The sequence below is a fragment of the Rhodococcus sp. SGAir0479 genome (assembly GCF_005484805.1).
Lineage (GTDB): Bacteria > Actinomycetota > Actinomycetes > Mycobacteriales > Mycobacteriaceae > Prescottella.
The window spans coordinates 382,308-403,647 of the sequence record NZ_CP039432.1 but is presented as its reverse complement, the minus strand read 5'-3'; the positions used below and the strand labels follow the sequence as shown (position 1 = coordinate 403,647).

Genomic DNA, 21,340 nt, shown 5'->3' with positions numbered 1-21,340 from the left:
CGCTCCCTCTCGACCCCGAAACACCCCTCGATTCCGCCGCCTGCAGGGCGCGGAACGCCGCAGGAAATCCGCTGCGGATTAATTCCTCACCGGCCGCGAACTGCGATGATAGCCCCATCGGCAGACCCTACGGTTTCTCGGCGCCACCGAGCGGGGCAAAGTCGACATCGACGCACAACGGCCCTGAAGGCCGACGGCGCCGTGCCTGTGGGGGCTGAAGCAAGACGAGGGGTAGTCCCGGCCGGCACGTGCCAACGGAGGAGGAGCGCACACGATGATCGAACGCGCGGCCAAGGTGACGGCGAAGGTGCCGCCGACCCTGCTGGCCGCTCTGGTCATCGCGGCGACCGTCGGGTTGTTGCTGCTGTTGGGTGCCGCCCCCGCCGATGCGGCCGCTGACCCGTCGGGTGGGGCTTCGATCTCGCTCGGAGTCCTCCCCCGCGGGTGAGCCGCTCGTCCGTCGGGGGCCGGCGGGGGCGCAAACCCTCATTCGTCTCGAACCACCCGTTCGAGGCGCGTTCGGTGATGCCGTCAGTCGCGGCGCGCCGCGAGCACGGTCTCGTACAACTCCCGCTTGGATACGCCCTCGCCGGCAACCTGCGCGCACGCATCCTTGAGTCGGACGCCGTCGGCGACCAGCCGCTCGACCTCCTCGACCAGATCCTCCGGATCCGCGGCGACCGGCTGTGCGCCCTCGAGGACCACGGTGATCTCGCCGCGCGCCCCGTCGACCGCCCAGGCCGCCAGCTCGGCCAGCGTGCCGCGGCGGACCTCCTCGTAGGTTTTCGTCAGCTCCCGGCAGACCGCCGCCCGCCGCTCCCCGCCCAGCACTTCCACCGCGTCCTCCAGGCACGCCGCCAGCCGGTGCGGTGCCTCGAAGAACACACACGCGCGCGGCTCCGTGCGCAACGTCTCGAACCACGCGCGCCGCTGGCCCGATTTCCGCGGGGGGAAGCCGTCGAAGCAGAAGCGTTCGACCGGCAGCCCCGACAACGCCAGCGCCGTGGTCACGGCCGAGGGCCCAGGCAGACACGTGACCGGCAGGTCCTTGTCGACGCAGGCGGCGACGAGCCGGTAGCCGGGGTCGCTCACCGACGGCATCCCGGCGTCGGTGACCAGAAGCACGGTGCGCCCCTCCTCGATGTCGGCGACGAGGGCGGGCAGCCGGTTGACCTCGACCTGGTCGTAGAAGCTCACGACCCGACCGGTGATCGTCACGCCCAGCGCGGCGGCGAGCGACTTCGTCCGGCGCGTGTCCTCCGCCGCGACCACGTCGGCGGATCCGAGCGCCGCGCGGAGCCGGTCGGAGGCGTCACCGATGTCCCCCATCGGAGTTGCGGCAAGGACGAGACGACCAATCATGGGTGACAGCCTACGATCGACTCGTGACCCAGCTGACGGACGAGCGCCCCGTGCCGTCGTCCGGCAGTGCCCGACCGGTGAGCCCGGCGCCTCTGGCACCCGCGGACGACTTCGGCCCCACCGACCGCAGACGCGGCTGGGTCGTGACGGCGATCGTGACGGCACTGGCTGCGATCACCCGGTTCACGATGCTGGGCTACCCCACGGACGCCGGGACGCCGGTCTTCGACGAGAAGCACTACGTGCCGCAGGGCTGGCAGGTCCTCACCGGCGGCGGCCTCGAGGACAACCCGGGCTACGGGCTGGTGGTGCACCCACCCGTGGGCAAGCAACTGATCGCGATCGGTGAGGCGCTGTTCGGTTACAACGCGTGGGGCTGGCGGTTCGCGTCGGCGGTCGCCGGGACGTTGCTGGTGCTGCTGGTGCTGCGCATCGTCCGGCGCATGACGCGGTCGACGCTGATCGGCGCGATCGCCGGCATCCTCCTGATCGTCGACGGGGTCACGTTCGTCTCGTCGCGGCTCGGGATGCTCGACATCTTCCTGGCACTGTTCACCGTCGCGGCCCTCGGCTGTCTCGTCGTCGACCGCGACCAGGTACGCGCGCGGATGGCCCGCGTGCGGGCGGAGGGCCGGATCGGGGTCTCCGATCTCGGTCCCCGACTCGGCGTGCGGTGGTGGCGGTTCGGCGCCGGCATCATGCTCGGGCTGGCGTGCGGAACCAAGTGGTCCGGGATGTACGTCATCGCGTTCTTCGGTCTGCTGTGCGTCGGCTTCGACGTCGCAGCCCGCCGCGCCTACGGGGTGCGCCGGCCGTGGGTCGGTACCGCGGTGCGGGACATCGGTCCGTCCCTGTACGCACTCGTCGTCGTGCCGCTCGGTGTGTATCTCGCGACGTACGCGGCCTGGTTCGCGAGCGAGACGGGGGTGGACCGGCACGCGGCCGGCAACCAGATCGGCACCGGCGGCCCGTTCGCCTTCGTGCCGGACGCGCTGCGATCGTTGTGGTACTACAGCACCAAGGTGCTCGAGTTCCATTCCGGGCTGACCAATTCGGCGGGCAACCACCACCCGTGGGAATCGAAGCCGTGGACATGGCCGATGGGCCTGCGTCCGATGCTGTACTACTTCGCCGAGGGCGATCACGTCTCGGGCTGCGGCGGCCCCACCTGCGTCAAGGCGGTGATGCTGATCGGCACACCGGCGATGTGGTGGCTGGCCGTGCCGGTGCTCGGGTGGGCGCTGTGGCGCACGTTCGTCAGCCGCGACTGGCGGTACGCGACGGTGCTCACCGGGTACGCCGCCGCCCTGCTGCCGTGGTTCGTGACGCTGGACCGGCAGATGTACTACTTCTACGCGGTCGCGCTGGCGCCGTTCTTCGTGATGGCGATCGCGCTGGTCCTCGGGGAACTGCTCGGCGCGGCGAAGGCGTCGGCCGAGCGGCGCGGCACCGGATTGCTCGCGGTGTGCCTGTACGTGGGGCTCGTGGTGGCCAACTTCGTGTGGCTGTGGCCGATCCTGACGGCCGTGCCGATCACCCCGGAGATGTGGCAGAAGGAGCTGTGGCTGCCCAGCTGGCGCTGAGCAGCCACTGCCGAACTCGTCTCAGGCCGCGGACAGCACCCGCGAGTTCTTGCCGACGAACGCATCGACGCTGAACCGGCCGGCGCCGACGCCCGCGATCAGCAGCGACGCGACACCGAGGGCGAGCACCAGCTCGTAGCCGCCCTCCCCGACGAAGATTCCGTTGCCGACGTGGACGAGGAAGAACGCGCCGAGCATGTCGAGGAACAGCAGGACCCCCGCGATCCGAGTCGCGAACCCGATCACCAACGCGATACCGCCCACCAGTTCGATGGTCGCGGCTGCGATGGCCGAGACGTCGGCCAGGGGAATGTCCATGCCGGTGAACGCGGCCTGGGTGCCGTCGATCCCCCAGTCGAAGAACTTCTGCCAACCGTGCGCGATGAAGATCACGCCGATACCGATGCGGGCGACGAGCAAGGTGGCGTCACGGAATGCCGTGGAGTTCATGAGCTGTCCTCGGTGGTGGGAGACGGGGTGCGCGGGGTCCGCGGTCGTGATGCCCCACTCTGACACGTTCAAGTTGAAGCGTCAACCAAACTGCTCACGCGCCCTTCAGCGCGGTTCCGACGAACGTCGCCGCGTCCTCGTCGGAGATCCCCAGGCGCCGGACCGTGGCGACGTATTCGGAGGCCGCCTGCTGCGCCTTCGCGCGAGTTGGATCGCCCGAAGCGGCGACGAACGATCCGAGCCTGCCCCGCGTCTCGATCACACCGAGTTGTTCGAGCTCCCGATAGGTGCGCGCCACCGTGTTGGGCGCGATCCCCAGGTCGGCGGCCAGCTTGCGGACCGTGGGAATCTTCGTTCCCGCCACCAGTTCCTCACTGCGCACGAGCCCCAGGATCTGCACCCGCAGTTGCTCGAACGGCGGCACCGCCGAGTCGTGGTCGATCTCGATCTCCACAGACGCCCCTTCCTCCTGCAGCCGCGCGAAGCCGTGGAATCACGGTAACGCGGCGACGGCGTCCTGAATCGGAATCGAACCTTCCGTCAACATCAGCGTGCGGTGCACCGCGTGGGGCGGCTGACCCTCCTGGCCCGACGCCAACAACGCCGCGATCACCGCGGCGACGTCCGCGCGGGGCACGGTCCCCCGCTCGAGCGGCGGCTCGGTCAGCGTCACCTCGCCCGTCGGTTCGTCGTCGGTGAGGCCGCCGGGTCGCAGAATCGTCCAGTCCAGGTTGTCGCGTGCCCGCAGATCGTCCTCGGCCGCGGTCTTGGCGGTCAGGTAGGCGGCGAACACCTCGTCGGTGTCCGGCGGGATCGGCTCCCCGGCCCCGAAGGAACTGATCTGCACGAACCGCCGGACCCCGGCCCGCTCGGCCGCGTCCGCGAGCAGCACGGACGCACCCCGATCCACACTGTCCTTCCGCTCGACGCCGCTGCCCGGCCCGGCGCCGGCGGCGAACACCACGGCGTCGGCACCGCGCAACACCTCCGCCATCTCGTCGACGGAGGCCTGCTCCAGATCCACGAGCACCGGAAGGGCCCCGAGCGCCCGTACCGGTCCCTCGTGATCAGGATTGCGGATCAGCGCGACGGCCCGGTCCCCCGAGGCGGTCAACAGCTTGGTCAGGTGCCGGGCGATCTTGCCGTGGCCGCCGGCGATGACGACGCGTCGTTCGGTCATCGGTGCTCTCCTCACAATCGATTCGACATGACGTGCACGCTTCCACCATTGTCCCCGTGCACAATGTCTGCATGGCAGGCACGAACGAGACCGCGACAACCGCGACGATCTACCACAATCCCCGGTGCAGCACCTCGCGAAACACCCTGAAACTCATCGAGGAGGCGGGCCTCGAGCCGACCGTCGTCAAGTACCTCGAGACGCCGCCCACCCGGGACGAGCTGAGCACGCTGCTGAGCGACGCCGGCCTGCGGCCCAGCGAGGCCGTGCGCAGGAAGGAGGCGCGGTTCCGGGAGCTGGGACTGGCCACGGCGTCCGAGGACGAACTGCTCGACGCGATGGTGGCCGAGCCGATCCTCATCGAGCGCCCCATCGTGGTGACCGACCGCGGCACCGTTCTGGCCCGCCCGTACGAGAAGGTGCGCGAGATCCTCTAACTTCCCGGGTCGGGCAGCGGATCGCGGGCGATCGGGCACGACATGCACCGCGGTCCGCCCCGACCCGAACCCAGCTCCGAACCGGCGATGCGCAACACCTCGATGCCCGACGCCTCCATCCGCGCGTTGGTCTCGACGTTGCGTTCGTACGCCACCACGACCCCGGGCGCGAGTGCGAGCGTGTTGTTCCCGTCGTCCCACTGCTCCCGTTCGGCGACGACGTGGTCGAGGCCGGTGTCGATCACCCGGAGCTTGCCGATACCCATCGCGGTGGCGGCTGCCTCGAGGAACGGTTCCGGCCCCCCGATCCCCACGACACCGTCCTCCCGGCGGATCGTGTACGCCGACAAGGTGTCCCGCACGGCGGGATACATCACCACGGCGTCGGTGTCGACCATCGTGAGCACGGTGTCGAGGTGCATCGACGCCCGCCGCTGCTCGATCGGCACGGCCAGCACGGTGTGCGCCAGTCCGTCCTCGAACACGCTGCGGGCCAACGCTTCCACGCCGGCCGGCGTGGTCCGCTCCCCCACCCCGACGGCGATCACGCCGGGCGCGAGCAGCAGCACGTCGCCGCCCTCGACCGGGGCGGTGTGCGACTCGTACGCGCGCCGCACACCGCGGAACCGCGGATGGTGCGCGTAGATCAGGTCCGTCAGCGACGTCTCGCGGGCCCGCGCGGGCAGCGCGAGCGAGGTGATCGCCACCTTCCCGCCCACCCAGAACGAGGAGTCCCGGGTGAACAGCAGGTTCGGTAACGGGTCGATGACGAAGTCGGCGCCGTGGTGCATGAGCCGCACCAGCGACGGCGTCGCGACGCCGGTCCCGATCGGCAGTTCGTCGAAGGTCATCCCGGACGTGAGGATCGCGGACAGTTCCACGGCCGGCAGCCCACGCAGGTGCGCAGCCAGGTCCTGCGCGAGCGGGTGCCCGAGCCGGCGCGGATCGACCGCCGCTGCGATGCCCTGCATCCGGGCCGCCCCGCTGGTCGTCAGCGTCTCGGTGAGCAGATCGGCCAGTAGCAGGACTTCCACGCCGTGCCCACGCAGCAGGTCCGCGAAGGCGTCGTGCTCGTCCTGGGCCCGGTCCACCCACGGCAGCCCGTCGAACAGCAGCTGGTCGTTGTTGCGGGGTGTGAGGCGTCGCAGTTCGTCTCCGGGGCGATGCAGCAACACCGACCGCAGCGTCCCCACCTCGCTGTCGACGCGCAGATCCGGCGGCTCACGCAGGCTCATGGGTAAACGGTAGACCCACGCGCAACGGTCGGCACGCCACAACCCTCGAGTAATGTTCAGGTTGCCCGAGACCGACGATGGCCGGAAGAAGGACCTCGTGGACATGCCGGAATGGAACACCCGGGAACTGACGCCCGGGCAGCTGTCGGAGCGCAGTGGGGTCGCGGTCTCCGCTCTGCACTTCTACGAGCGCGAAGGGCTGATCTCGAGCCGCCGCACGAGCGGGAACCAGCGTCGGTACAAACGGGAGACGCTGCGCCGGGTCGCGTTCGTCCGGTTGTCGCAGCGGGTGGGCATACCGCTCGCGGAGATCCGGGACGCCCTCTCCACGCTGCCCGACGGCCGCACTCCCACCCGCAACGACTGGGCCCGGCTGTCGAGCCGGTGGCACGCGGACCTCGACCGCCGCATCGAACAACTCACCCGCCTGCGCGACGACCTCACCGGCTGCATCGGTTGCGGTTGCCTCTCGATGGCGAGCTGCACGCTCGCCAACCCGCACGACGAACTCGGCGGCGAAGGCCCCGGCGCGCGGGTCCTCGACGTCGACCTGGAGTGATCCGTTCCGGACTCACTCGGCGGCGCTCAGCCGCCGCCGCGCCTCGTCGCCGTCGCGCTCGACCATCTGCGACACCATCTGCCGCGCGAGGAGCTCGATCTGGCCGCCGACGAGGGGGATCCGCACCGTGATCGTTCCGCGCACGTCGAGCACCGAGCCGCCGCCGCGGGGGCTCAACGCGTACTCGCCGTCGATCGCGACGGGAATTCCGCTGGAGGTACCGCGTACCCGCCCCGCTGCCCGGCCGTCGGCGACGGGTCGCCACACGTCCACCCGCTCCATGCGCATCTCGCCGCGAACCACCTTGCGCACCAGCGCCGGAAAGCCGTCCGCGTCGACCACGTCGGTCATCGTCACCGTCACGACGGGCACGCCGTCCGTGTCCTGTTCCGCGCCCACCCGAACCGCGGCACGCGGGCCGTCGGCCACGCGCGAGCGCCAGTACTCCTCGTCGGTGAGCAGCGCGTGCACGCGCTCGACGGGATGGTCGAACTCGGCCGAGAACTCGAATTGCTTCGGCATGCCACCAGACGGTACTCCGCCCGGTCAGGCGATGAGGCCACGTTCGCGCGCCGCGGCCACCGCGGCGGTGCGACTGTCGACCTCCAGCTTGGTGAACGCGTGCACGAGATGCGACTTCACCGTGGCCTCACTCACGAACAGCTGCTTCGCAATTGCCCGATTCGACAGGCCCTCGGCGACGAGCGCGAGCACCTCGACCTCGCGGGCACTGAGATCGGCCCGAGGCTGCTGCATCCGCCGGTACAACCGCTGCGCGACGTCCGGCCCCAGGACCGTCTCGCCGCGCGCCGCGGCGAACACCGAGTCGATCAGGACGTCCGGCGCGGTGTCCTTGAGCAGATATCCCGACGCCCCGGCCTCGACGGCGCGCAGGATGTCGGCATCGGTGTCGTACGTGGTGAGCACTACCACCCGCGGCGGCTCCGGCGCCGCGGTGATCCGCGCGGTCGCGGACGCGCCGTCGATCCCGGCCCCCAGACGCAGGTCCATCAGCACCACATCGGGTTTCGCGTCCGCCGCCAGTGCGACGGCCTGCTCCCCGGAGGCCGCCTCGGCCAGCACCTCGATACCGTCGTGGGACGCCAGGAGGGCGCGCAGACCGGCACGTACCACCGGATGGTCGTCGACCAACAGGACCCGGACCTTCCTCACACCGCCCTCCCGACGGGAAGTGTTGCCGCCACGGCGGTTCCGTCGCCGGGAGCGGATTCGACGACCAGCGTCCCGCCGAGCTCCGCCAGCCGGTCACGCATCGCGCGCAGACCGAACCCGCCGGCCTCACGCGCATCGAAACCGACACCGTCGTCGACGATGTCGAGTCGAACCTCGTCGCCGGCGTGACCGAGCGTCACCCGTACCCGCTGCGCGTGCGAGTGCAGCCGTACGTTCGCGAGCGCACTCTGCGCGACGCGCAACAGGGCCACGTCGTAGTCCATCGGCAGCGCGACCGCCTCTCCGTCGGTGATCAGTTCGCCGGCGATGCCGGTCTGGTCGGTCAATCGATCGAGCAGGCGGCGCAGCGCCGACTCGAGCGGCGCCGTCTCGAGGTCCGCGGGCGCCAGTGCCGCGACCACCCGCCGCGCCTCGATGAGGTTCTGCTGCGCGGTCTCGGCGATCTGGTCGAAGATCGGCACCGGCTCGGAGTTGCGGGCCCCGGCCCGGGCCAGCAGCAGAATCGACGAGAAGCCCTGGGCGAGGGTGTCGTGGATGTCGCGCGCCAGCCGCGACCGTTCGGCGAGCGCACCGGATTCACGTTGCAACGCAACCAGTTCGTCCTGCGCCCCCAGCAACTCGCGATGCGCCTCGGTCAGTTCGTCCACCAGCGACTGACGCTCGGACGCCTCCTGCACCAACTGCTGGTACACCACCGCCATGCCGGCCGCGACGGCCGCGCCGATCGCCGGCCCCACGATCGACGCGGTCGTGTTGGTCACGCCGTGCCACAGGCTCGCGGAGACCGACACCGCGGTCAGGGCGACCGTCGCCCCGAGCGCCTGCGGGACCGACAGCAGATGGAAACAGAGGAAGAACAACGCGAACGACAGCCACACGAAGTCGGGACTCGCGAGCACCAGCACCAGCCAGCCGAGCACCAGGACACCGAGCCACAGCCGTCCCGCGGACGCACCGGTGTCGCGGCTACGTCTCGCGAAGACGACACCCGACCCGTACCAGCCCAGTTCGGCCAGCGCGAGCACCGGAATCCACCAGCGTCCGTCGTCGGCGGCCAGGGCCCGCCCGGTCCCGACGGCCAACAGCGCCACGAAGAGGGCGTGCGCACCGATCTGCATGACGCGCAACACGGGTGCCACGCCACCACGGTGCGCCGTGTCGCCGTGGTAGTCGTCAGGGTTCCGCATTGCATTCACGCTAACACCGCCGACCGGGCAATCGTGGCCGTGACCAGGGATCTCCAACTTTCGATGGAGCGTGGAACCCAACCGATGCGCGATGCCGCCGGCGGGCGTCCGGACGAGGCTGGATCACATGTTCCTCAGTATCCGAGACCTCCGTTTCGCCAAGGGCCGGTTCGCACTCATGAGCTCGGCGCTGTTTCTGATCTCCCTGATGGTCGTCATGCTGTCCGGACTCACCTCGGGACTGGGTAACCAGTCCGTCGCCGCCGTGCAGCAGCTGGGCGCGGACCACTTCGCGTTCGGCGAGCCGGCCGACGGTCAGGCACTGTCCTTCGGCGAATCCTCCGTGTCCGCACAGCAGCGTGACGCACTTGCCGCCGCGGAGGGTGTCGACGCCGCCGCCCTCGTCGGCATCGCACCGGTCCGAATCTCCACCGGCACCCGGGACGTCGCGGCCTCCGCGTTCGGCGTCGACGGCAGCTCGTTCGTCTCGCCCGTGCCACTCGACGCGCATTCCGCGGCGGTGGACGCCGACCTCGCGCACGACAACGGTTGGGGCGTGGGCAGTCGGATCGCGATCGGCGGCAGCAATTTCGAGGTGGCCGCACTCGTCGACGACGCGTTCTACAGTCATCAGCCGGTGGTGTGGATCGACCACGGCGCCTGGGCGTCGTTGCCGTCGGCCGGCGGCAGCGACGGCACCGTGATCGCACTGCGCACGACCGGAGGCTTCGACGGCGACCGCGCGGCGGCGGCGTCCGGGACGGCCGTCACCGACGAGAAGGGCGCGCTCGCGGCCATCGGCTCGTACACCTCCGAGCGCGGATCGCTGCTGCTCATGCAGGCCATGCTGATGACCGTCAGCGCTCTGGTCGTCGGCGCGTTCTTCACCGTCTGGACCATCCAGCGCGGCCAGGACCTCGCGGTCCTCAAGGCCGTCGGTGCCTCCACGAAGTACCTGTTGAAGGACGCGCTCGGGCAGTCCCTGATCGTGCTGACCCTCGGCGCCGGACTGGGCAGCCTCGCCGCAGTGGGACTGGGCGCCATCGCATCCCGGTTCGTCCCGTTCACGCTGACGGTGTCGGGCACTCTGGTCCCCTTCGCCGCCCTCATCGTGATGGGCATGATCGGCGCCGCCGCGGCCCTGGCGCGCATCGTCTCGATCGACCCGCAGACCGCGCTCGCGAACGCCCGCTGACCCCCCGCCCCACCCACGTCCCCGAAAGGACCGCTCGATGAGCATCGACCTCCGCGACATCGTCCTCACCTACCCCGACGGCGACAGCCGCCTCCGCGCCCTCGACGACGTCGACCTGCACGTGGCCCTAGGACAACTGGTGGCGGTCACCGGACCGTCCGGCTCCGGTAAGTCCAGCCTGCTCGCCGTCGCCGGGCTACTCACCGCACCGGATGCCGGCACGGTGGCGATCGACGGGACGGACGTGACCGGGTTGGACCGCGGCGAGCGCACCGACGTGCGCCGCGAGAAGCTCGGCTTCGTCTTCCAACAGTCGAATCTGCTGCCGTCGCTCACCGCCACCGAGCAACTGCTGATGATCACCCATCTCGGCGGCGGCTCGGTCCGGGACGGCCGCGCCCGCGCCCGCGAACTGCTCTGCAGCCTGGGTCTGGAAGGCCAACTGGACCGGCGGCCCAACCAGCTGTCCGGTGGCCAGCGGCAGCGGGTGGCGATCGCTCGGTCCCTCGTGAACGATCCCGCGGTGCTGCTGGTGGACGAGCCGACCTCGGCGCTGGACGAGGAGCGGAGCCGGGAGATCGTCGCGCTGTTGGCCGAACTCAGCCGCGAACGGTCGGTCGCGACGGTCATGGTGACCCACGATCTGAGCCAACTCGATCTCGTCGACGCGGCGTACGAGATGCACAGCGGAGCGCTGCGCTCCGCCGCACCGGCCGGCTCCCGGCAGCAGGCCCCTAGAGCAGCTTGCTGAACCGGTCGTTGGCCTTCTGCATCACGAACTCGTACGGCGGTGCGAACTTACGGGCCCACCAATACCCGAACCGGACATCGCCCGACGTGTAGACCAGGTACCGGTTCTTCTCGATCCCCGCGAGAATGCAGGTGGCGACCTTCTCGGGTGTGACCGCGCGCTTCTCGAACCGCCAGGTGAGCTTCTGGACCCGCGGATCGGAGCGATCGACGCCCGCGATCTGGACGGTGTCGACCAGGGGCGTCCGGACGCCCCCGGGAACGACGAGGCTCACCCCGATACCGTGCCGTTTGAGGTCGTACCGCAGCACCTCCGACACCCCGCGCAGACCGAACTTGCCGGCGCTGTACGCGGCGTGCCAGGGCAGTGCCAGGAGACCGGCCGCGGACGAGACGTTGACGAGATGTCCGCCGCGGCCGGCGGCGATCATCGGTGGCACGAACCGCTCGATGACGTGGATCGGCCCCATCAGATTCACGTCCACCATCGACTTCCAGTGCCGATGCTCGAGATTCTCCACGGTGCCCCATGCGGAGATGCCGGCGACGTTCATGACGACGTCGAGGCTGCCGAACTGCTCGTGGATCTCGTCGGCGAACGCGGTGACGGCCTCGAAGTCCGAGATGTCCAGCGCGGCAGAGAAGCTCACGGTGCCGCCCGCGCGGCCGACGATGGCGACCGTCTCGGCGAGGCCCACCTCGTTGACGTCGGTGAGGAAGAGTTCGGCGCCTCGCCCCGCCGCGGCGACCGCGGTGGCGCGACCGATCCCGCTGGCAGCACCGGTGATCAGGCACTTCTTTCCGTCGAGCGTCGTGATCGCCATTGCGCGCTGCTCCCCCACCTTCACTTCACGATTCGATCCGTGTCGGCAGTGTACGTGGCGCACGCCACTACGCGCCTCGTCGGAGACGCCGCGCCGCCTCGTCAGAGACGCTGTGTCATCTCGTCAGAGACGCTGTGTCATCTCGTCCTGATAGTCGCGGATGGTCCTCTCGATGCCGTCCGCGTCCTCCGGGCGGCCATGGCTGCGCGCGTCGTCCGCGCGCTCGCGCAGCACGCGAATCGCCCGACGCAATTCGTTGTCGCTCATTCTGCGGTCCATGAATCCCAGTTTCCGCGCAGTGACCCGTTTTTTCCAGGCGTAGTACCGAACGGACCCGACCACGGCGGGGCCGGAATACCGCTCCGTCAGTGAGCTATCGCGAGGCTACTGGGCGAACAATGTACCGACCGGCGGGAACGAAAGTAGTCATCCGGAACCATGCCGAACAATTGACCGATCATTGTTTGTGAGCTACCCGTTGGTTACCTCCGGTGCTACTATCGTCGCGATGTCTGACTTCGCTGCACGGCTCAACAAGCTCTTCGACACCGTCCACCCTCCGGGACGAAAGCCCCACACGAACGCCGAGGTGGCGAACGCTCTGGTCGCGGACGGGCATCAGATCTCCAAGCCGTACATCTCGCAGCTGCGGTCCGGCCAGCGCACCAACCCCTCCGACGAGACGGTCGCGGCATTCGCGAAATTCTTCAAGGTCAAGCCGGCGTACTTCTTCAACGACATCTACGCCGCGAAGGTCGACCACGACCTCGAACTGCTGTCGCAGTTGCAGGGCTACGGATTGCGCCGGCTCACCACCCGCGCCTTCGATCTGTCGGAGGAATCGCAGGCGCTCCTGACGACGCTGGCGGAGAAACTCCGGGCCGCCGAGGGTCTGCCCGAGATTCCGCCGGACGCCTCGCGCTGAGGGCGCCCGGACGAGCGCCGAGCAGCCCGGGACACGAGAGCCCGAAACACGAAGCCCGGACACGAAGAAGGCCCCTCCCGAGGGAGGGGCCTTCTTGTGGTGGAGCTGAGGGGAATCGAACCCCTGACCTCTTCGATGCGAACGAAGCGCGCTACCAACTGCGCCACAGCCCCGAACCACGGTCTCGCTTTCGCTGACCGCTCGCAAACTCTAACAGCACCCGGGCCCGATCGACGAATCGGCTGGTCAGGAGCCGAAAAGAGCCGAACGACAAGGGCGCCCGGCCACCGAAGTGACCGGGCGCCCCGTGCATTCGAACGTCACATGCCGGACGCGCGGCGCATGCCGTGCCCGTCGGCGTAGCCGTCGTAGCCGCGACGGTCGCCGTACTCCACCGCCTCGGCGTCGTAATGATCGAGATGATCGAAGGCCGGATCGCCGTCGTCGACCTCGAGCACGACCGCGCCGGGTCGACGCAGCCGTGACGGCACGAGGCGGAGTTCGTCGTCGGAGTCGGACTCGACACCCAGGCGCGCGCGTCCGAGGCGCGCCATCCGGCGACGACGGATCTCCTGCTCCAGATTGACCTGGCGACGCAGGTACGCGAGGTATCCGACGAGCGCGCACGCCACCACGGCGAACACCGACCACATCACCGATGTGAGCGCGACGGCGAGACCGGCGGTCAGCAGGGCCGCGAACACCAGCCCCAGGACCGCGCGCTGGCGGAACTGATACCGGGCCGCCCGCGCGATCGCGTCCGCCTCGGGGTCGAAGCCACCGCGCCCGCGCCGGTTCGGGACGAAGTCCCGCGCTGCGCCGCGCGTCCGATCGGCTGCGTCGTCCGTCATCTCGGGATCGGCGTGAACGTCCATTCGGTCCTCCGCGTCTGTGCCGTACATGTCGTCGCCGTGGGTGTCACTGCTCTGACTGGTGGGTCCGTGCTGCCAGTTGGGGTCGCTGCGGTGTCCGGCCGCCGGTCCGCGTGCCGGCCGACTCGCCCCACCCCGGAAGAGCACTCGAGTGGCGAGTGCCGCGTCCGTGGTCTGTCGGATGCGAGGCCGCCTGCTGACGAGCATCGGTACAAGGACGAACAGCCAGACAGCGACGAGCGCGACCCAGATGATCGAGGAACTCGGCATTCCGGCGGCCCTCCTCCCATTCGTCTACCAGCACGTATGACGCCAATGACCCGTTCAGGGTAGTGGCATCCGACCTCGCGTCGGCGCCGACGCGCCGACTCACCTTTCGCAGGTGTCACACCCGTCACTCGATTATCACCTCTCGAGAGCGAAATTGCAGCCTCGAGATTCACGCCGGGTGGGCTCGGGTGCCGTAGCGCGGGGCGTCGGGGACCCCGGGCACCGCAGCGCCGCGGCGGTCCCGCTTTTCCGTCCACGCGAAGAATGCAAGCTATCCAATATGCCAATTCGGCTGGTTTGCCGCGAATGGCGCAATTGACGCGCGTCATCGAATCGTTAGCGTTCCTTTATGAAATTCATGAAAACAAGTCGCCAAAATCTTACGCGTGAGTGATTGGGAGCCAATACTCGATCGCACACAAACCCACCAGTCGTCGACCCGCCATCAATGCCCCCGAGGCCGGCGTCCCCGGTCGCGAAACGAACGAAGACGAGGAATTCCCATGCACGGAAATCGCCGGTCTCTCCTTCGCCGCAGGCTCGTCCGGTCCGGCACCGCCGTCGCCGCCGGCGCTGCCGCCCTCGCGCTGACGGTGACCGTGGGCTCCGCGGGTGCCGCGGTCAGTTCCCAGCCCGACACCTCGGCCCATGCCGTCAGTTTCGACGGGTGGCAACTCGACGTCACCCAGACGGGCCAATCCGTCAACAGCGTGGTGCCGCTGTCCGGGAACCAGTTCACCCGGGACGTCTTCGCGAGTGGACGCTCGCTGGCGACCGTCAGCGGCAACGGCGGCGCCCCGTTCACGGGCGGTGTGCTCGAGGTCGGCTACCAGATCGGCTACCAGGCCGACATCTCCAACGGCGCGGTGATCACCGGCAACGCGGGGATCACGCCGGGCGTGGTGTACATCCCGGAGACGTCCGAGAACCTGATCCTCACCGGGGATCCCGAGGTCCCCCCGGTGGTGGAACTGTTCAACGGGCAGGCGCTCGAGGTGGGCGTCGAGACTCCGGTGGAGGGCAATCTGTCGACGCAGATCACCCCCGGCACCATCGCGACGGTTCCGGTGCAGCGGAAGGAGTGCAGGTCGATGCAGTGCGCCATCACGCTGCGCGACATCCACCTCGAGGTCAACAGTGCGATCGGAACGGTCTCGATTCGCTCGTACGCCCTCTTCACCGCGTCCACCGACGTGGCCGACGACGTGGTCGTCAGCTACGGGCCGCCGGTCATCGTCTGACGTCCACCCGACTTCGGGACGCGCGGGTCACGCCCACGTGGCGCGGCCCGCGCGCACCAGACGGTCGGACACCGACCCGGGAACCTCCTCGACGGTCATCGCGACCAACAGGTGGTCGCGCCACTCGCCGTCGACGTCGAGATACCGGCGCAGCAGCCCCTCCTCACGGAATCCCGCGTGCTCCAGCACCGCTCGGCTCGCGAGGTTCTCGGGCCTGACCGTCGCGTCCACCCGGTGCAGCCCCATGGGTCCGAAGCAGTGGTCCAGTCCCAGCGCGAGCGCGGCGGTGGCCACGCCCTGTCCCCCCACCGCCTTGTCGACCCAGTAGCCGATCCACGCGGAGCTGAGCGCGCCACGAATGATGTTGCCGACGGTGATCTGCCCGCGGAAGGTGCCGTCCACCTCGATCGTCATCGGCAGCATCCGCCCCTTGCGAGCCTCGGACCGCAGACTCGAGCACAGCCCGGGCCAGGCCGTCACGTGGTGACGGTCCGCCCAGGGCGCCTGCCCCGTCGGTTCCCACGGTTCGAGCTCCGCGCGATTGTCGATCCGCATCCGGCTCCACACGGCAGCATCGCGTAACCGGATGGGGCGTAACGTGACCCGGCCGGCAGCGACACGCAACGGTCCGAGCCGTGCGGGCCACCCCGGATGCACGGCCACCCGCCGCTCAGCCCCGCTGCGCAAGGAAGGCGACTTCCACCTCTTCACCGGAGCGGATCTCGGTGACCTCCGGGTCCACGAGCACGAGGCAGTTGGCCTCCGCCAGGGTGGCGAGCAGGTGCGACGACGCGCCCGGCGCACCGCCGAGTGCCTGCACCAGGTACTCCCCCGTCGTCTCGTCGCGCATCAGCTGGCCGCGCAGGAATCCCTTGCGATTGGCGATCGACGTGATGGGCGCGACCGTCCGGGCGGTGACGATCCGGCGCATCGGCTGACGCCGGCCCAACGCGATGCGGATGAGCGGACGCACCATCACCTCGAACACCACGAGGGCACTGACCGGGTTCGAGGGCAGCAGGAACGTCGGGACCTCGTCGCGCCCGAGCTGGCCGAAGCCCTGCACCGAGCCGGGATGCATGGCCACGCGCTCGACCTCGAGATCACCGAGATCGGCGAGGGCCTCGCGGACCTCGTCGGAGGCGCCGCCGCCGACCGCGCCCGCGATGACGACGATCTCGGAACGGATGAGCTGCCCCTCGACGACCTCCCGCAACCGGCGCGGATCCATCGTCGCGATGCCGACCCGATTGACGTCGGCGCCCGCGTCGCGGGCCGCGGCCGCCAGCGCGTACGAGTTGACGTCGTACACCTGGCCCGGGCCGGGAGTGCGGTCGATGTCGACCAATTCGCCGCCCACGGAGATCACCGACAGCCGCGGACGCGGGTGCACCAGCACCTTGTCCCGGCCCACGGCGGCGAGCAGCCCCACCTGGGCGGCGCCGATGATCGTGCCGGCGCGCACCGCGACGTCGCCGGGCTGGACGTCGTCGCCCGCGCGGCGCACGTAGTCGCCGGAGCGGACCGGCTTGTAGACCTTGACCCGGGCATGACCGCCGTCCGTGCGATCCATGGGAAGGACCGCGTCCGCCAGCGTCGGCAGGGGGGCGCCGGTGTCGACACGCACCGCCTGCCGGGGTTGCAGGCGGATCGGCTGGCGCGACCCCGCGGTCACCTCACCGACGACGGGCAGGGTCAGCTCGGTCGGTTCGCCGTCCTCGCCGCGGATGTCGGTGCCCGCGGCGAGGACGTCGACGCTGCGTACCGCGTAGCCGTCGATCGCGGCCTGGTCGAACCCGGGCAGTGGCCGTTCGGTCACCACTTCCTCGGCGCACAGCAGCCCCTGTGCCTCGGAGATTGCTACCCGGACGGGCCGGGGGGCCACCGCGGCAGCAGTCACTCGCGACTGCTGCTCCTCAACCGAGCGCATGTGGTTCCTCGTCCTCCCGACCCTGTACTTCTACGAAACGCTATTCGGCGGACGGCTGTTGCAGACGGTCGGTCAGCCATTCGCGCAGCGACGGGCCGTACTCCTCGCTGTCCAACGCAAAGTCAACCGCAGCACGCAGGTAGCCGCCGGGATTTCCCAGATCGTGTCGAGTTCCGCGATGGACGACGACGTGGACCGGGTGGCCCTCGGAGATGAGCAGTGCGATGGCGTCGGTGAGCTGCAGCTCCCCGCCCGCCCCCGGGGTGATCCGGCGCAGCGCGTCGAAGATCGCCCGGTCGAGCAGGTAGCGCCCGGCCGCCGCGAACGTGGACGGTGCGTCCTCCATCGCGGGCTTCTCGACCATGCCGGTGACCTTGAGGACATCCGGGTTGGTGGCGTCCGGCACGGTCTCGACCTCGAACACGCCGTACGCGCTGACCTGCTCCTTGGGAACGTCGATGGCGCACAGCACGGTGCCGCCCCGCTTGGCGCGGACGCGCGCCATGGTCTCGAGCACCCCGCGCGGCATGACGAGATCGTCCGGCAGGAGCACCGCGATGGCGTCCTCGTCATCGTCGAGCACGGCCTCGGCGCAGCCGACCGCGTGACCGAGGCCGAGCGGCTCCTCCTGGATGACCGAGTCGACCTCGAGCAGTCCCGGCGCCTTCCGCACCTTCTCCAGAAGGTGGTACTTGCCGCTGGCTTCGAGCTTGCTCTCGAGGACGAGATCCTCGACGAAGTGAGCGACGACACCGTCCTTGCCCGGCGAGGTCACGATGACGAGACGGTTGGCTCCGGAGTCGGCCGCCTCTCCCGCCACCAACTCGATGCCCGGGGTGTCGACCACCGGGAGTAACTCCTTCGGGACGGTCTTCGTCGCAGGTAGGAACCGTGTTCCCATCCCTGCAGCCGGAACGACCGCCGTCCGAAAGCACCTGTTGTCATTGGTGACGGCATCTGTCATAACTCACCACCCTATCCACCGACCCCCGCGGTCGGTCGGAGCGATCCTAAGGTGGCGATCATGAAAGCGCTCTCCAAGCCGGAATGGCGGACACACGTATTGAGCGAACGCCGCGGCCTGGACCCCGAGACCAGAGCCGCCGAGGCCGCTGCCTTGGTCTCTTCCGTCACACCGGCTGCCGACGCCCTGGCCGCCCACCGCGACGGCAGAACCGTCTGCGCGTACGTGCCCGTCGGCTCCGAACCGGGTTCGCTCGCGATGCTCGACGCACTGCGCCGCGCCGGCCGCCGCGTCCTGGTGCCCGTCACGGGAGAGCCCGGCCCCCTCGAGTGGGCCGAATTCACCGGGTCCGAGAATCTGGTCACGGCGAGCTACGGACTGCGCGAACCGAGCGGTCGGGCCCTGTCGTTCGCCGAGGTCGGCAGCGCCGCCGTGGTCTTCGTGCCGGCGCTGGCGGTCGATCGGCGCGGGGTGCGCCTCGGCCGGGGGGCCGGCTTCTACGACCGCACACTCGGCCTGGTGACCCCCGGCACCGCACTGGTGGCCGTGGTCCGCGACAGCGAGCTGGTGCCGTCGCTGCCGGCCGATCCGCACGACGTCGCGATGACCCACGCGCTCACCCCGGGGCACGGGCTGGTGCGCCTGGGTCCGGCCGGATCGGAACCGGAATAGCCGGTGGGTTAACACTGTTGGCACTGTCGACTGTAGAGTGCCAACACCTGCGGTTTGACTACACCATGCGCTACACCTGCGGAGGACCCAGTGCCCACCTACTCGTACGCCTGCACCGAGTGCGACAACCGATTCGACATCGTGCAGTCGTTCACCGACGACACCCTGACCGTCTGCCCGGAGTGCTCCGGCAAGCTCCGCAAGCTCTTCAACTCGGTCGGCATCGTCTTCAAGGGCAGCGGCTTCTACCGCACCGACAGCCGCGGCGGGTCGAGCACGGCCAGTGAGCCGGCGAAGAAGAGCGACTCCTCGTCCAGCACGAGCTCGTCCAGCACGAGTTCGTCCAGCGCTGCCGGCTCGTCGTCCGGCACGTCCGCGCCCGCCGCTGCCAGCTAGTCCACAGCAGGTTTTCCACAGCCCACCGGTCATCCACAGGCGGGTTCCGGATCCAGGCGCGCACGGGGTCGTCCGTCCTGCCCGGGCCCTACCGTTCCCGTCATGGCTCACGATCTGTTCCGCCGACGCCCCGGGTCCGACCGGGACGGGACACTGGCGCCGACCCTCGGCGGCCGGCTCGGCCCGTTCCTGCGCCCGGGGTGGGCACGGACCGACGCGGCCCGCAGGGCCGCGGCCGCCCTGCTCGTCCTCGTCGCCGTCGTCATGGTGGTCCGCGACGGGCGCGAAGACTCCGGCGATCCGGTGGTCGTCGCGGCGCACGATCTGACTCCCGGCCGCGTCCTGACTCCCGACGACCTCCGCACCGTCGACCGGCGCGGGGCCGAGGTCCCCGGTTCCGCCGTCCGCGGCCTCGACGCGGTCGTCGGCCGCACCGTCGCCTCCCCCGTGCGCGGCGGCGAGATCCTCACCGACGTCCGCCTGCTCGGTCCCCGACTGGCCGAGGCCGCCGCGGGTACCGCCGACGCCCGCGTCGTCCCCGTCCGATTGTCGGACGCGGGACTGGCCGACCTGATCCGCGAGGGCGACCGCGTGGACGTCCTGACCGTCGGCGCCGCCCGCGACACCGACGCCTCCCGCCCGCCCACGGCCACCGTGCTGGCCTCCGGGGCGACCGTCGTCCTGGTGACACCGGAACAGCCTTCAGCCGCCCGACGCGACCGGGTGGTGATGCTCGCGCTCGCCGCCCCCGACGCGAGCGCCGTCGCGGCGGCCTCGCTCACCGACGCCATCACCGTGACGCTGCACTAGTGTTCGCCCCGATCGGCACACACTCGGGAGAGGCTCACATGCTCAAGGGATTCAAGGACTTCCTGCTCCGCGGCAGCGTTCTCGACCTCGCCGTCGCGGTCGTCGTGGGCACGGCGTTCACCGCGATCGTCACAGCGTTCACGAACAACATCGTCAATCCGTTGGTCGCGGCAGTGGGCGGGTCGGACGAGTACGGCTGGGGAAAGGAGATCATCGCCGGGAACGACGCCACCTTCGTCAACGTCGGCGCCGTCGTCTCCGCGGTGATCAACTTCGTCATCATCGCGGCGGTCGTCTACTTCGTGCTGATCGTGCCGGCCAACGCGGTCAAGGCGCGGTTCGCGACCGAGAAGGAGGACACGAAGGCGAGCGAGGCCGACCTGCTCATCCAGATCCGCGACATCCTTGCGGAGGGGCGCATCGGCGAGTCCGCCTCCGGATCGGTCTCCGGGAACGGTCGGCACGCCGACGCGCTCGACCAGCCGCCCTCGGACCGTCAGCCGTGATGCGGCGGCACCTGCCGCCGCAACCACTCGTCCTGGCCGCCCGACGTGAACGCGCCGTCGCGGGAGCGCTCGTCCGACGTCTGCTCCGGCAGGACGGTTCCGAAGATCGCGTCCAGGCGTGCCCGGTCCACCCGGTCCCGCTTCCGGTCGGGGGTCCGCTCGTCCGGCTCTGGATTCGCCATGACTGTCGTGCCGCCTTGTCAGTCGTTCGTTTCTATTCTTCGATGCCCGAGAGCTGCCCGATGACGTAGCTCGCGAGCGGGGTGAGGGTGGCCATCCCGTCCCGCACGGCGGCCCGCGAGGCCGCCAGGTTGGCGACCAGGGTGCTGCCGGAGATGCCGACGAGTCCGCGGGAGACCACGGCGTCGACCGCGCCGGCCGCGAGACCGGACGAGCGCAGCGCCTCACTGATGCCCGGCAGTTCCCGATCGAGCACCTCGGCCGTCGCGTCGGGGGTGACGTCGCGGGGCGAGACCCCGGTGCCGCCGACCGAGATCACCAGGTCGACACCGCCGATCACCGCGGTGTTGAGCGCGTTGCGGATCTCCACCTCGTCGGCGGACACCGCAACCGTCGCGTCCACCAGGAATCCCGCCTCGGTGAGCAGTTCCGTCACGAGCGGGCCCGTCGAGTCGACGTCGCCGTGGGCGGTCCGATCATCGACGATCACGACCAGCGCGCGTCCGGCCAGCGGTGCTTCGAGTTCCATGGCCCCTACCGTAATGGGCGCGCCCGACACTGCGCCCGACACGGTCGGAACGTGTCCGAGAACGGCGTGCAGCGCCGGGCGGTCTCCGA

28 protein-coding genes and 1 tRNA gene are annotated in these 21,340 nt (G+C 69.8%); 12 read left to right on the top strand and 17 right to left on the bottom strand.

The features are described 5' to 3' along the window. Positions 1-274: 274 nt before the first annotated feature. Positions 275-448, top strand: coding sequence for a hypothetical protein (locus E7742_RS23105; RefSeq protein WP_175420383.1), 174 nt, complete (start codon positions 275-277; stop codon positions 446-448). A gap of 83 nt (positions 449-531) precedes the next feature. Here the strand turns inward: E7742_RS23105 and rsmI are convergent, their stop codons facing one another. Next, positions 532-1,362 carry a 16S rRNA (cytidine(1402)-2'-O)-methyltransferase gene (rsmI, locus tag E7742_RS01960; protein ID WP_137797389.1) on the bottom strand — a complete coding sequence of 277 codons (831 nt, stop codon included), beginning with the start codon at positions 1,360-1,362 and terminating at the stop codon, positions 532-534. 23 nt (positions 1,363-1,385) lie between these two features. Between rsmI and E7742_RS01955 the strand changes: the two genes are divergently transcribed. Then, on the top strand, positions 1,386-2,945 hold the full coding sequence (locus E7742_RS01955; RefSeq protein ID WP_137797388.1) for a dolichyl-phosphate-mannose--protein mannosyltransferase: 1,560 nt from the start codon (positions 1,386-1,388) through the stop codon (positions 2,943-2,945). A 21-nt stretch (positions 2,946-2,966) separates the two neighbouring features. Here the strand turns inward: E7742_RS01955 and E7742_RS01950 are convergent, their stop codons facing one another. From E7742_RS01950 to E7742_RS01940, 3 genes are all read right to left on the bottom strand, one after another. Then, positions 2,967-3,395, bottom strand: coding sequence for a DoxX family protein (locus tag E7742_RS01950; protein WP_137797387.1), 429 nt, complete (start codon positions 3,393-3,395; stop codon positions 2,967-2,969). Positions 3,396-3,489: 94 nt separating this feature from the next. Further along, entirely contained in the window at positions 3,490-3,849 is a 360-nt protein-coding gene (locus E7742_RS01945) for a GntR family transcriptional regulator (protein ID WP_137797386.1), read from the bottom strand. Between the two features lie 39 nt (positions 3,850-3,888). Then, positions 3,889-4,575, bottom strand: a complete 687-nt coding sequence (locus tag E7742_RS01940; protein WP_137797385.1) for an SDR family oxidoreductase — start codon at positions 4,573-4,575, stop codon at positions 3,889-3,891. A gap of 71 nt (positions 4,576-4,646) precedes the next feature. Here E7742_RS01940 and arsC point away from each other — a divergent pair, with 71 nt between their 5' ends. Beyond that, the gene (arsC, locus tag E7742_RS01935) at positions 4,647-5,012 is read left to right on the top strand and encodes an arsenate reductase (glutaredoxin) (protein ID WP_137797384.1); all 366 of its coding nucleotides are present in this window, start codon (positions 4,647-4,649) and stop codon (positions 5,010-5,012) included. On the opposite strand, the gene E7742_RS01930 is transcribed toward arsC, so the two are convergent. Next, positions 5,009-6,247, bottom strand: coding sequence for an arginine deiminase (locus tag E7742_RS01930; RefSeq protein ID WP_137797383.1), 1,239 nt, complete (start codon positions 6,245-6,247; stop codon positions 5,009-5,011). The two genes, arsC and E7742_RS01930, sit on opposite strands and share 4 nt — an antisense overlap. A 97-nt stretch (positions 6,248-6,344) precedes the next feature. Here E7742_RS01930 and soxR point away from each other — a divergent pair, with 97 nt between their 5' ends. Next, entirely contained in the window at positions 6,345-6,806 is a 462-nt protein-coding gene (gene soxR / locus E7742_RS01925; RefSeq protein WP_137801009.1) for a redox-sensitive transcriptional activator SoxR, read from the top strand. Positions 6,807-6,818: 12 nt separating this feature from the next. Here soxR and E7742_RS01920 read toward each other — a convergent pair whose 3' ends face one another. Genes E7742_RS01920 through E7742_RS01910 form a run of 3 tightly spaced genes read right to left on the bottom strand, consistent with a single transcriptional unit; the run spans position 6,819 to position 9,187 of the window. Next, complete coding sequence (locus E7742_RS01920) at positions 6,819-7,328, bottom strand: DUF2505 domain-containing protein (RefSeq protein WP_137797382.1); 510 nt, start codon at positions 7,326-7,328, stop codon at positions 6,819-6,821. Between the two features lie 24 nt (positions 7,329-7,352). Next, entirely contained in the window at positions 7,353-7,979 is a 627-nt protein-coding gene (locus tag E7742_RS01915; protein ID WP_137797381.1) for a response regulator, read from the bottom strand. Next, positions 7,976-9,187 carry a sensor histidine kinase gene (locus tag E7742_RS01910; protein WP_137797380.1) on the bottom strand — a complete coding sequence of 404 codons (1,212 nt, stop codon included), beginning with the start codon at positions 9,185-9,187 and terminating at the stop codon, positions 7,976-7,978. Before E7742_RS01910 ends, E7742_RS01915 begins: the two co-directional genes overlap by 4 nt. 127 nt (positions 9,188-9,314) lie before the next feature. Here E7742_RS01910 and E7742_RS01905 point away from each other — a divergent pair, with 127 nt between their 5' ends. Together E7742_RS01905 and E7742_RS01900 are read left to right on the top strand one after the other, a co-directional pair. Continuing rightward, positions 9,315-10,382: an ABC transporter permease gene (locus tag E7742_RS01905; protein ID WP_137797379.1), complete on the top strand. Its 1,068-nt coding sequence runs from the start codon at positions 9,315-9,317 to the stop codon at positions 10,380-10,382. A gap of 37 nt (positions 10,383-10,419) precedes the next feature. Beyond that, complete coding sequence (locus E7742_RS01900) at positions 10,420-11,133, top strand: ABC transporter ATP-binding protein (RefSeq protein ID WP_137797378.1); 714 nt, start codon at positions 10,420-10,422, stop codon at positions 11,131-11,133. On the opposite strand, the gene E7742_RS01895 is transcribed toward E7742_RS01900, so the two are convergent. Together E7742_RS01895 and E7742_RS23100 are read right to left on the bottom strand one after the other, a co-directional pair. Next, positions 11,117-11,956, bottom strand: a complete 840-nt coding sequence (locus E7742_RS01895) for an SDR family oxidoreductase (RefSeq protein ID WP_137797377.1) — start codon at positions 11,954-11,956, stop codon at positions 11,117-11,119. The two genes, E7742_RS01900 and E7742_RS01895, sit on opposite strands and share 17 nt — an antisense overlap. A 123-nt stretch (positions 11,957-12,079) precedes the next feature. Then, positions 12,080-12,223 (bottom strand): hypothetical protein, encoded by a 144-nt coding sequence (locus E7742_RS23100; protein ID WP_175420366.1) that lies wholly within the window; start codon positions 12,221-12,223, stop codon positions 12,080-12,082. Between the two features lie 241 nt (positions 12,224-12,464). Between E7742_RS23100 and E7742_RS01890 the strand changes: the two genes are divergently transcribed. After that, positions 12,465-12,881, top strand: a complete 417-nt coding sequence (locus E7742_RS01890; protein WP_137797376.1) for a helix-turn-helix domain-containing protein — start codon at positions 12,465-12,467, stop codon at positions 12,879-12,881. A gap of 97 nt (positions 12,882-12,978) precedes the next feature. Here E7742_RS01890 and E7742_RS01885 read toward each other — a convergent pair. Together E7742_RS01885 and sepX are read right to left on the bottom strand one after the other, a co-directional pair. Then, positions 12,979-13,054, bottom strand: a tRNA-Ala gene (locus E7742_RS01885). Positions 13,055-13,201: 147 nt separating this feature from the next. Beyond that, positions 13,202-14,023 carry a divisome protein SepX/GlpR gene (sepX, locus tag E7742_RS01880; RefSeq protein ID WP_137797375.1) on the bottom strand — a complete coding sequence of 274 codons (822 nt, stop codon included), beginning with the start codon at positions 14,021-14,023 and terminating at the stop codon, positions 13,202-13,204. A 503-nt stretch (positions 14,024-14,526) separates the two neighbouring features. Here sepX and E7742_RS01875 point away from each other — a divergent pair. After that, positions 14,527-15,264, top strand: a complete 738-nt coding sequence (locus E7742_RS01875; protein ID WP_137797374.1) for an MspA family porin — start codon at positions 14,527-14,529, stop codon at positions 15,262-15,264. A gap of 27 nt (positions 15,265-15,291) precedes the next feature. On the opposite strand, the gene E7742_RS01870 is transcribed toward E7742_RS01875, so the two are convergent. From E7742_RS01870 to E7742_RS01860, 3 genes are read right to left on the bottom strand one after another with little or no spacing between them, the layout of a single operon-like run. Beyond that, complete coding sequence (locus E7742_RS01870) at positions 15,292-15,927, bottom strand: GNAT family N-acetyltransferase (protein ID WP_137797373.1); 636 nt, start codon at positions 15,925-15,927, stop codon at positions 15,292-15,294. Between the two features lie 7 nt (positions 15,928-15,934). Beyond that, positions 15,935-17,194 (bottom strand): molybdotransferase-like divisome protein Glp, encoded by a 1,260-nt coding sequence (gene glp, locus E7742_RS01865; protein WP_137797372.1) that lies wholly within the window; start codon positions 17,192-17,194, stop codon positions 15,935-15,937. 40 nt (positions 17,195-17,234) lie between these two features. Continuing rightward, positions 17,235-18,158, bottom strand: coding sequence for a UTP--glucose-1-phosphate uridylyltransferase (locus E7742_RS01860; RefSeq protein WP_137797371.1), 924 nt, complete (start codon positions 18,156-18,158; stop codon positions 17,235-17,237). A gap of 60 nt (positions 18,159-18,218) precedes the next feature. Here E7742_RS01860 and E7742_RS01855 point away from each other — a divergent pair, with 60 nt between their 5' ends. From E7742_RS01855 to mscL, 4 genes are all read left to right on the top strand, one after another. After that, entirely contained in the window at positions 18,219-18,830 is a 612-nt protein-coding gene (locus E7742_RS01855; RefSeq protein WP_137797370.1) for a 5-formyltetrahydrofolate cyclo-ligase, read from the top strand. 90 nt (positions 18,831-18,920) lie between these two features. After that, positions 18,921-19,226, top strand: coding sequence for an FmdB family zinc ribbon protein (locus tag E7742_RS01850; RefSeq protein WP_137797369.1), 306 nt, complete (start codon positions 18,921-18,923; stop codon positions 19,224-19,226). A 102-nt stretch (positions 19,227-19,328) separates the two neighbouring features. After that, complete coding sequence (locus E7742_RS01845) at positions 19,329-20,036, top strand: SAF domain-containing protein (RefSeq protein ID WP_137797368.1); 708 nt, start codon at positions 19,329-19,331, stop codon at positions 20,034-20,036. A 38-nt stretch (positions 20,037-20,074) separates the two neighbouring features. Then, the gene (mscL, locus tag E7742_RS01840; protein ID WP_137797367.1) at positions 20,075-20,542 is read left to right on the top strand and encodes a large conductance mechanosensitive channel protein MscL; all 468 of its coding nucleotides are present in this window, start codon (positions 20,075-20,077) and stop codon (positions 20,540-20,542) included. Here mscL and E7742_RS01835 read toward each other — a convergent pair. Beyond that, positions 20,533-20,724 (bottom strand): hypothetical protein, encoded by a 192-nt coding sequence (locus tag E7742_RS01835; protein WP_137797366.1) that lies wholly within the window; start codon positions 20,722-20,724, stop codon positions 20,533-20,535. The genes mscL and E7742_RS01835 overlap by 10 nt on opposite strands. Before the next feature lie 32 nt (positions 20,725-20,756). After that, positions 20,757-21,251, bottom strand: coding sequence for a MogA/MoaB family molybdenum cofactor biosynthesis protein (locus E7742_RS01830; protein WP_217497518.1), 495 nt, complete (start codon positions 21,249-21,251; stop codon positions 20,757-20,759). Positions 21,252-21,340 lie beyond the last annotated feature (89 nt).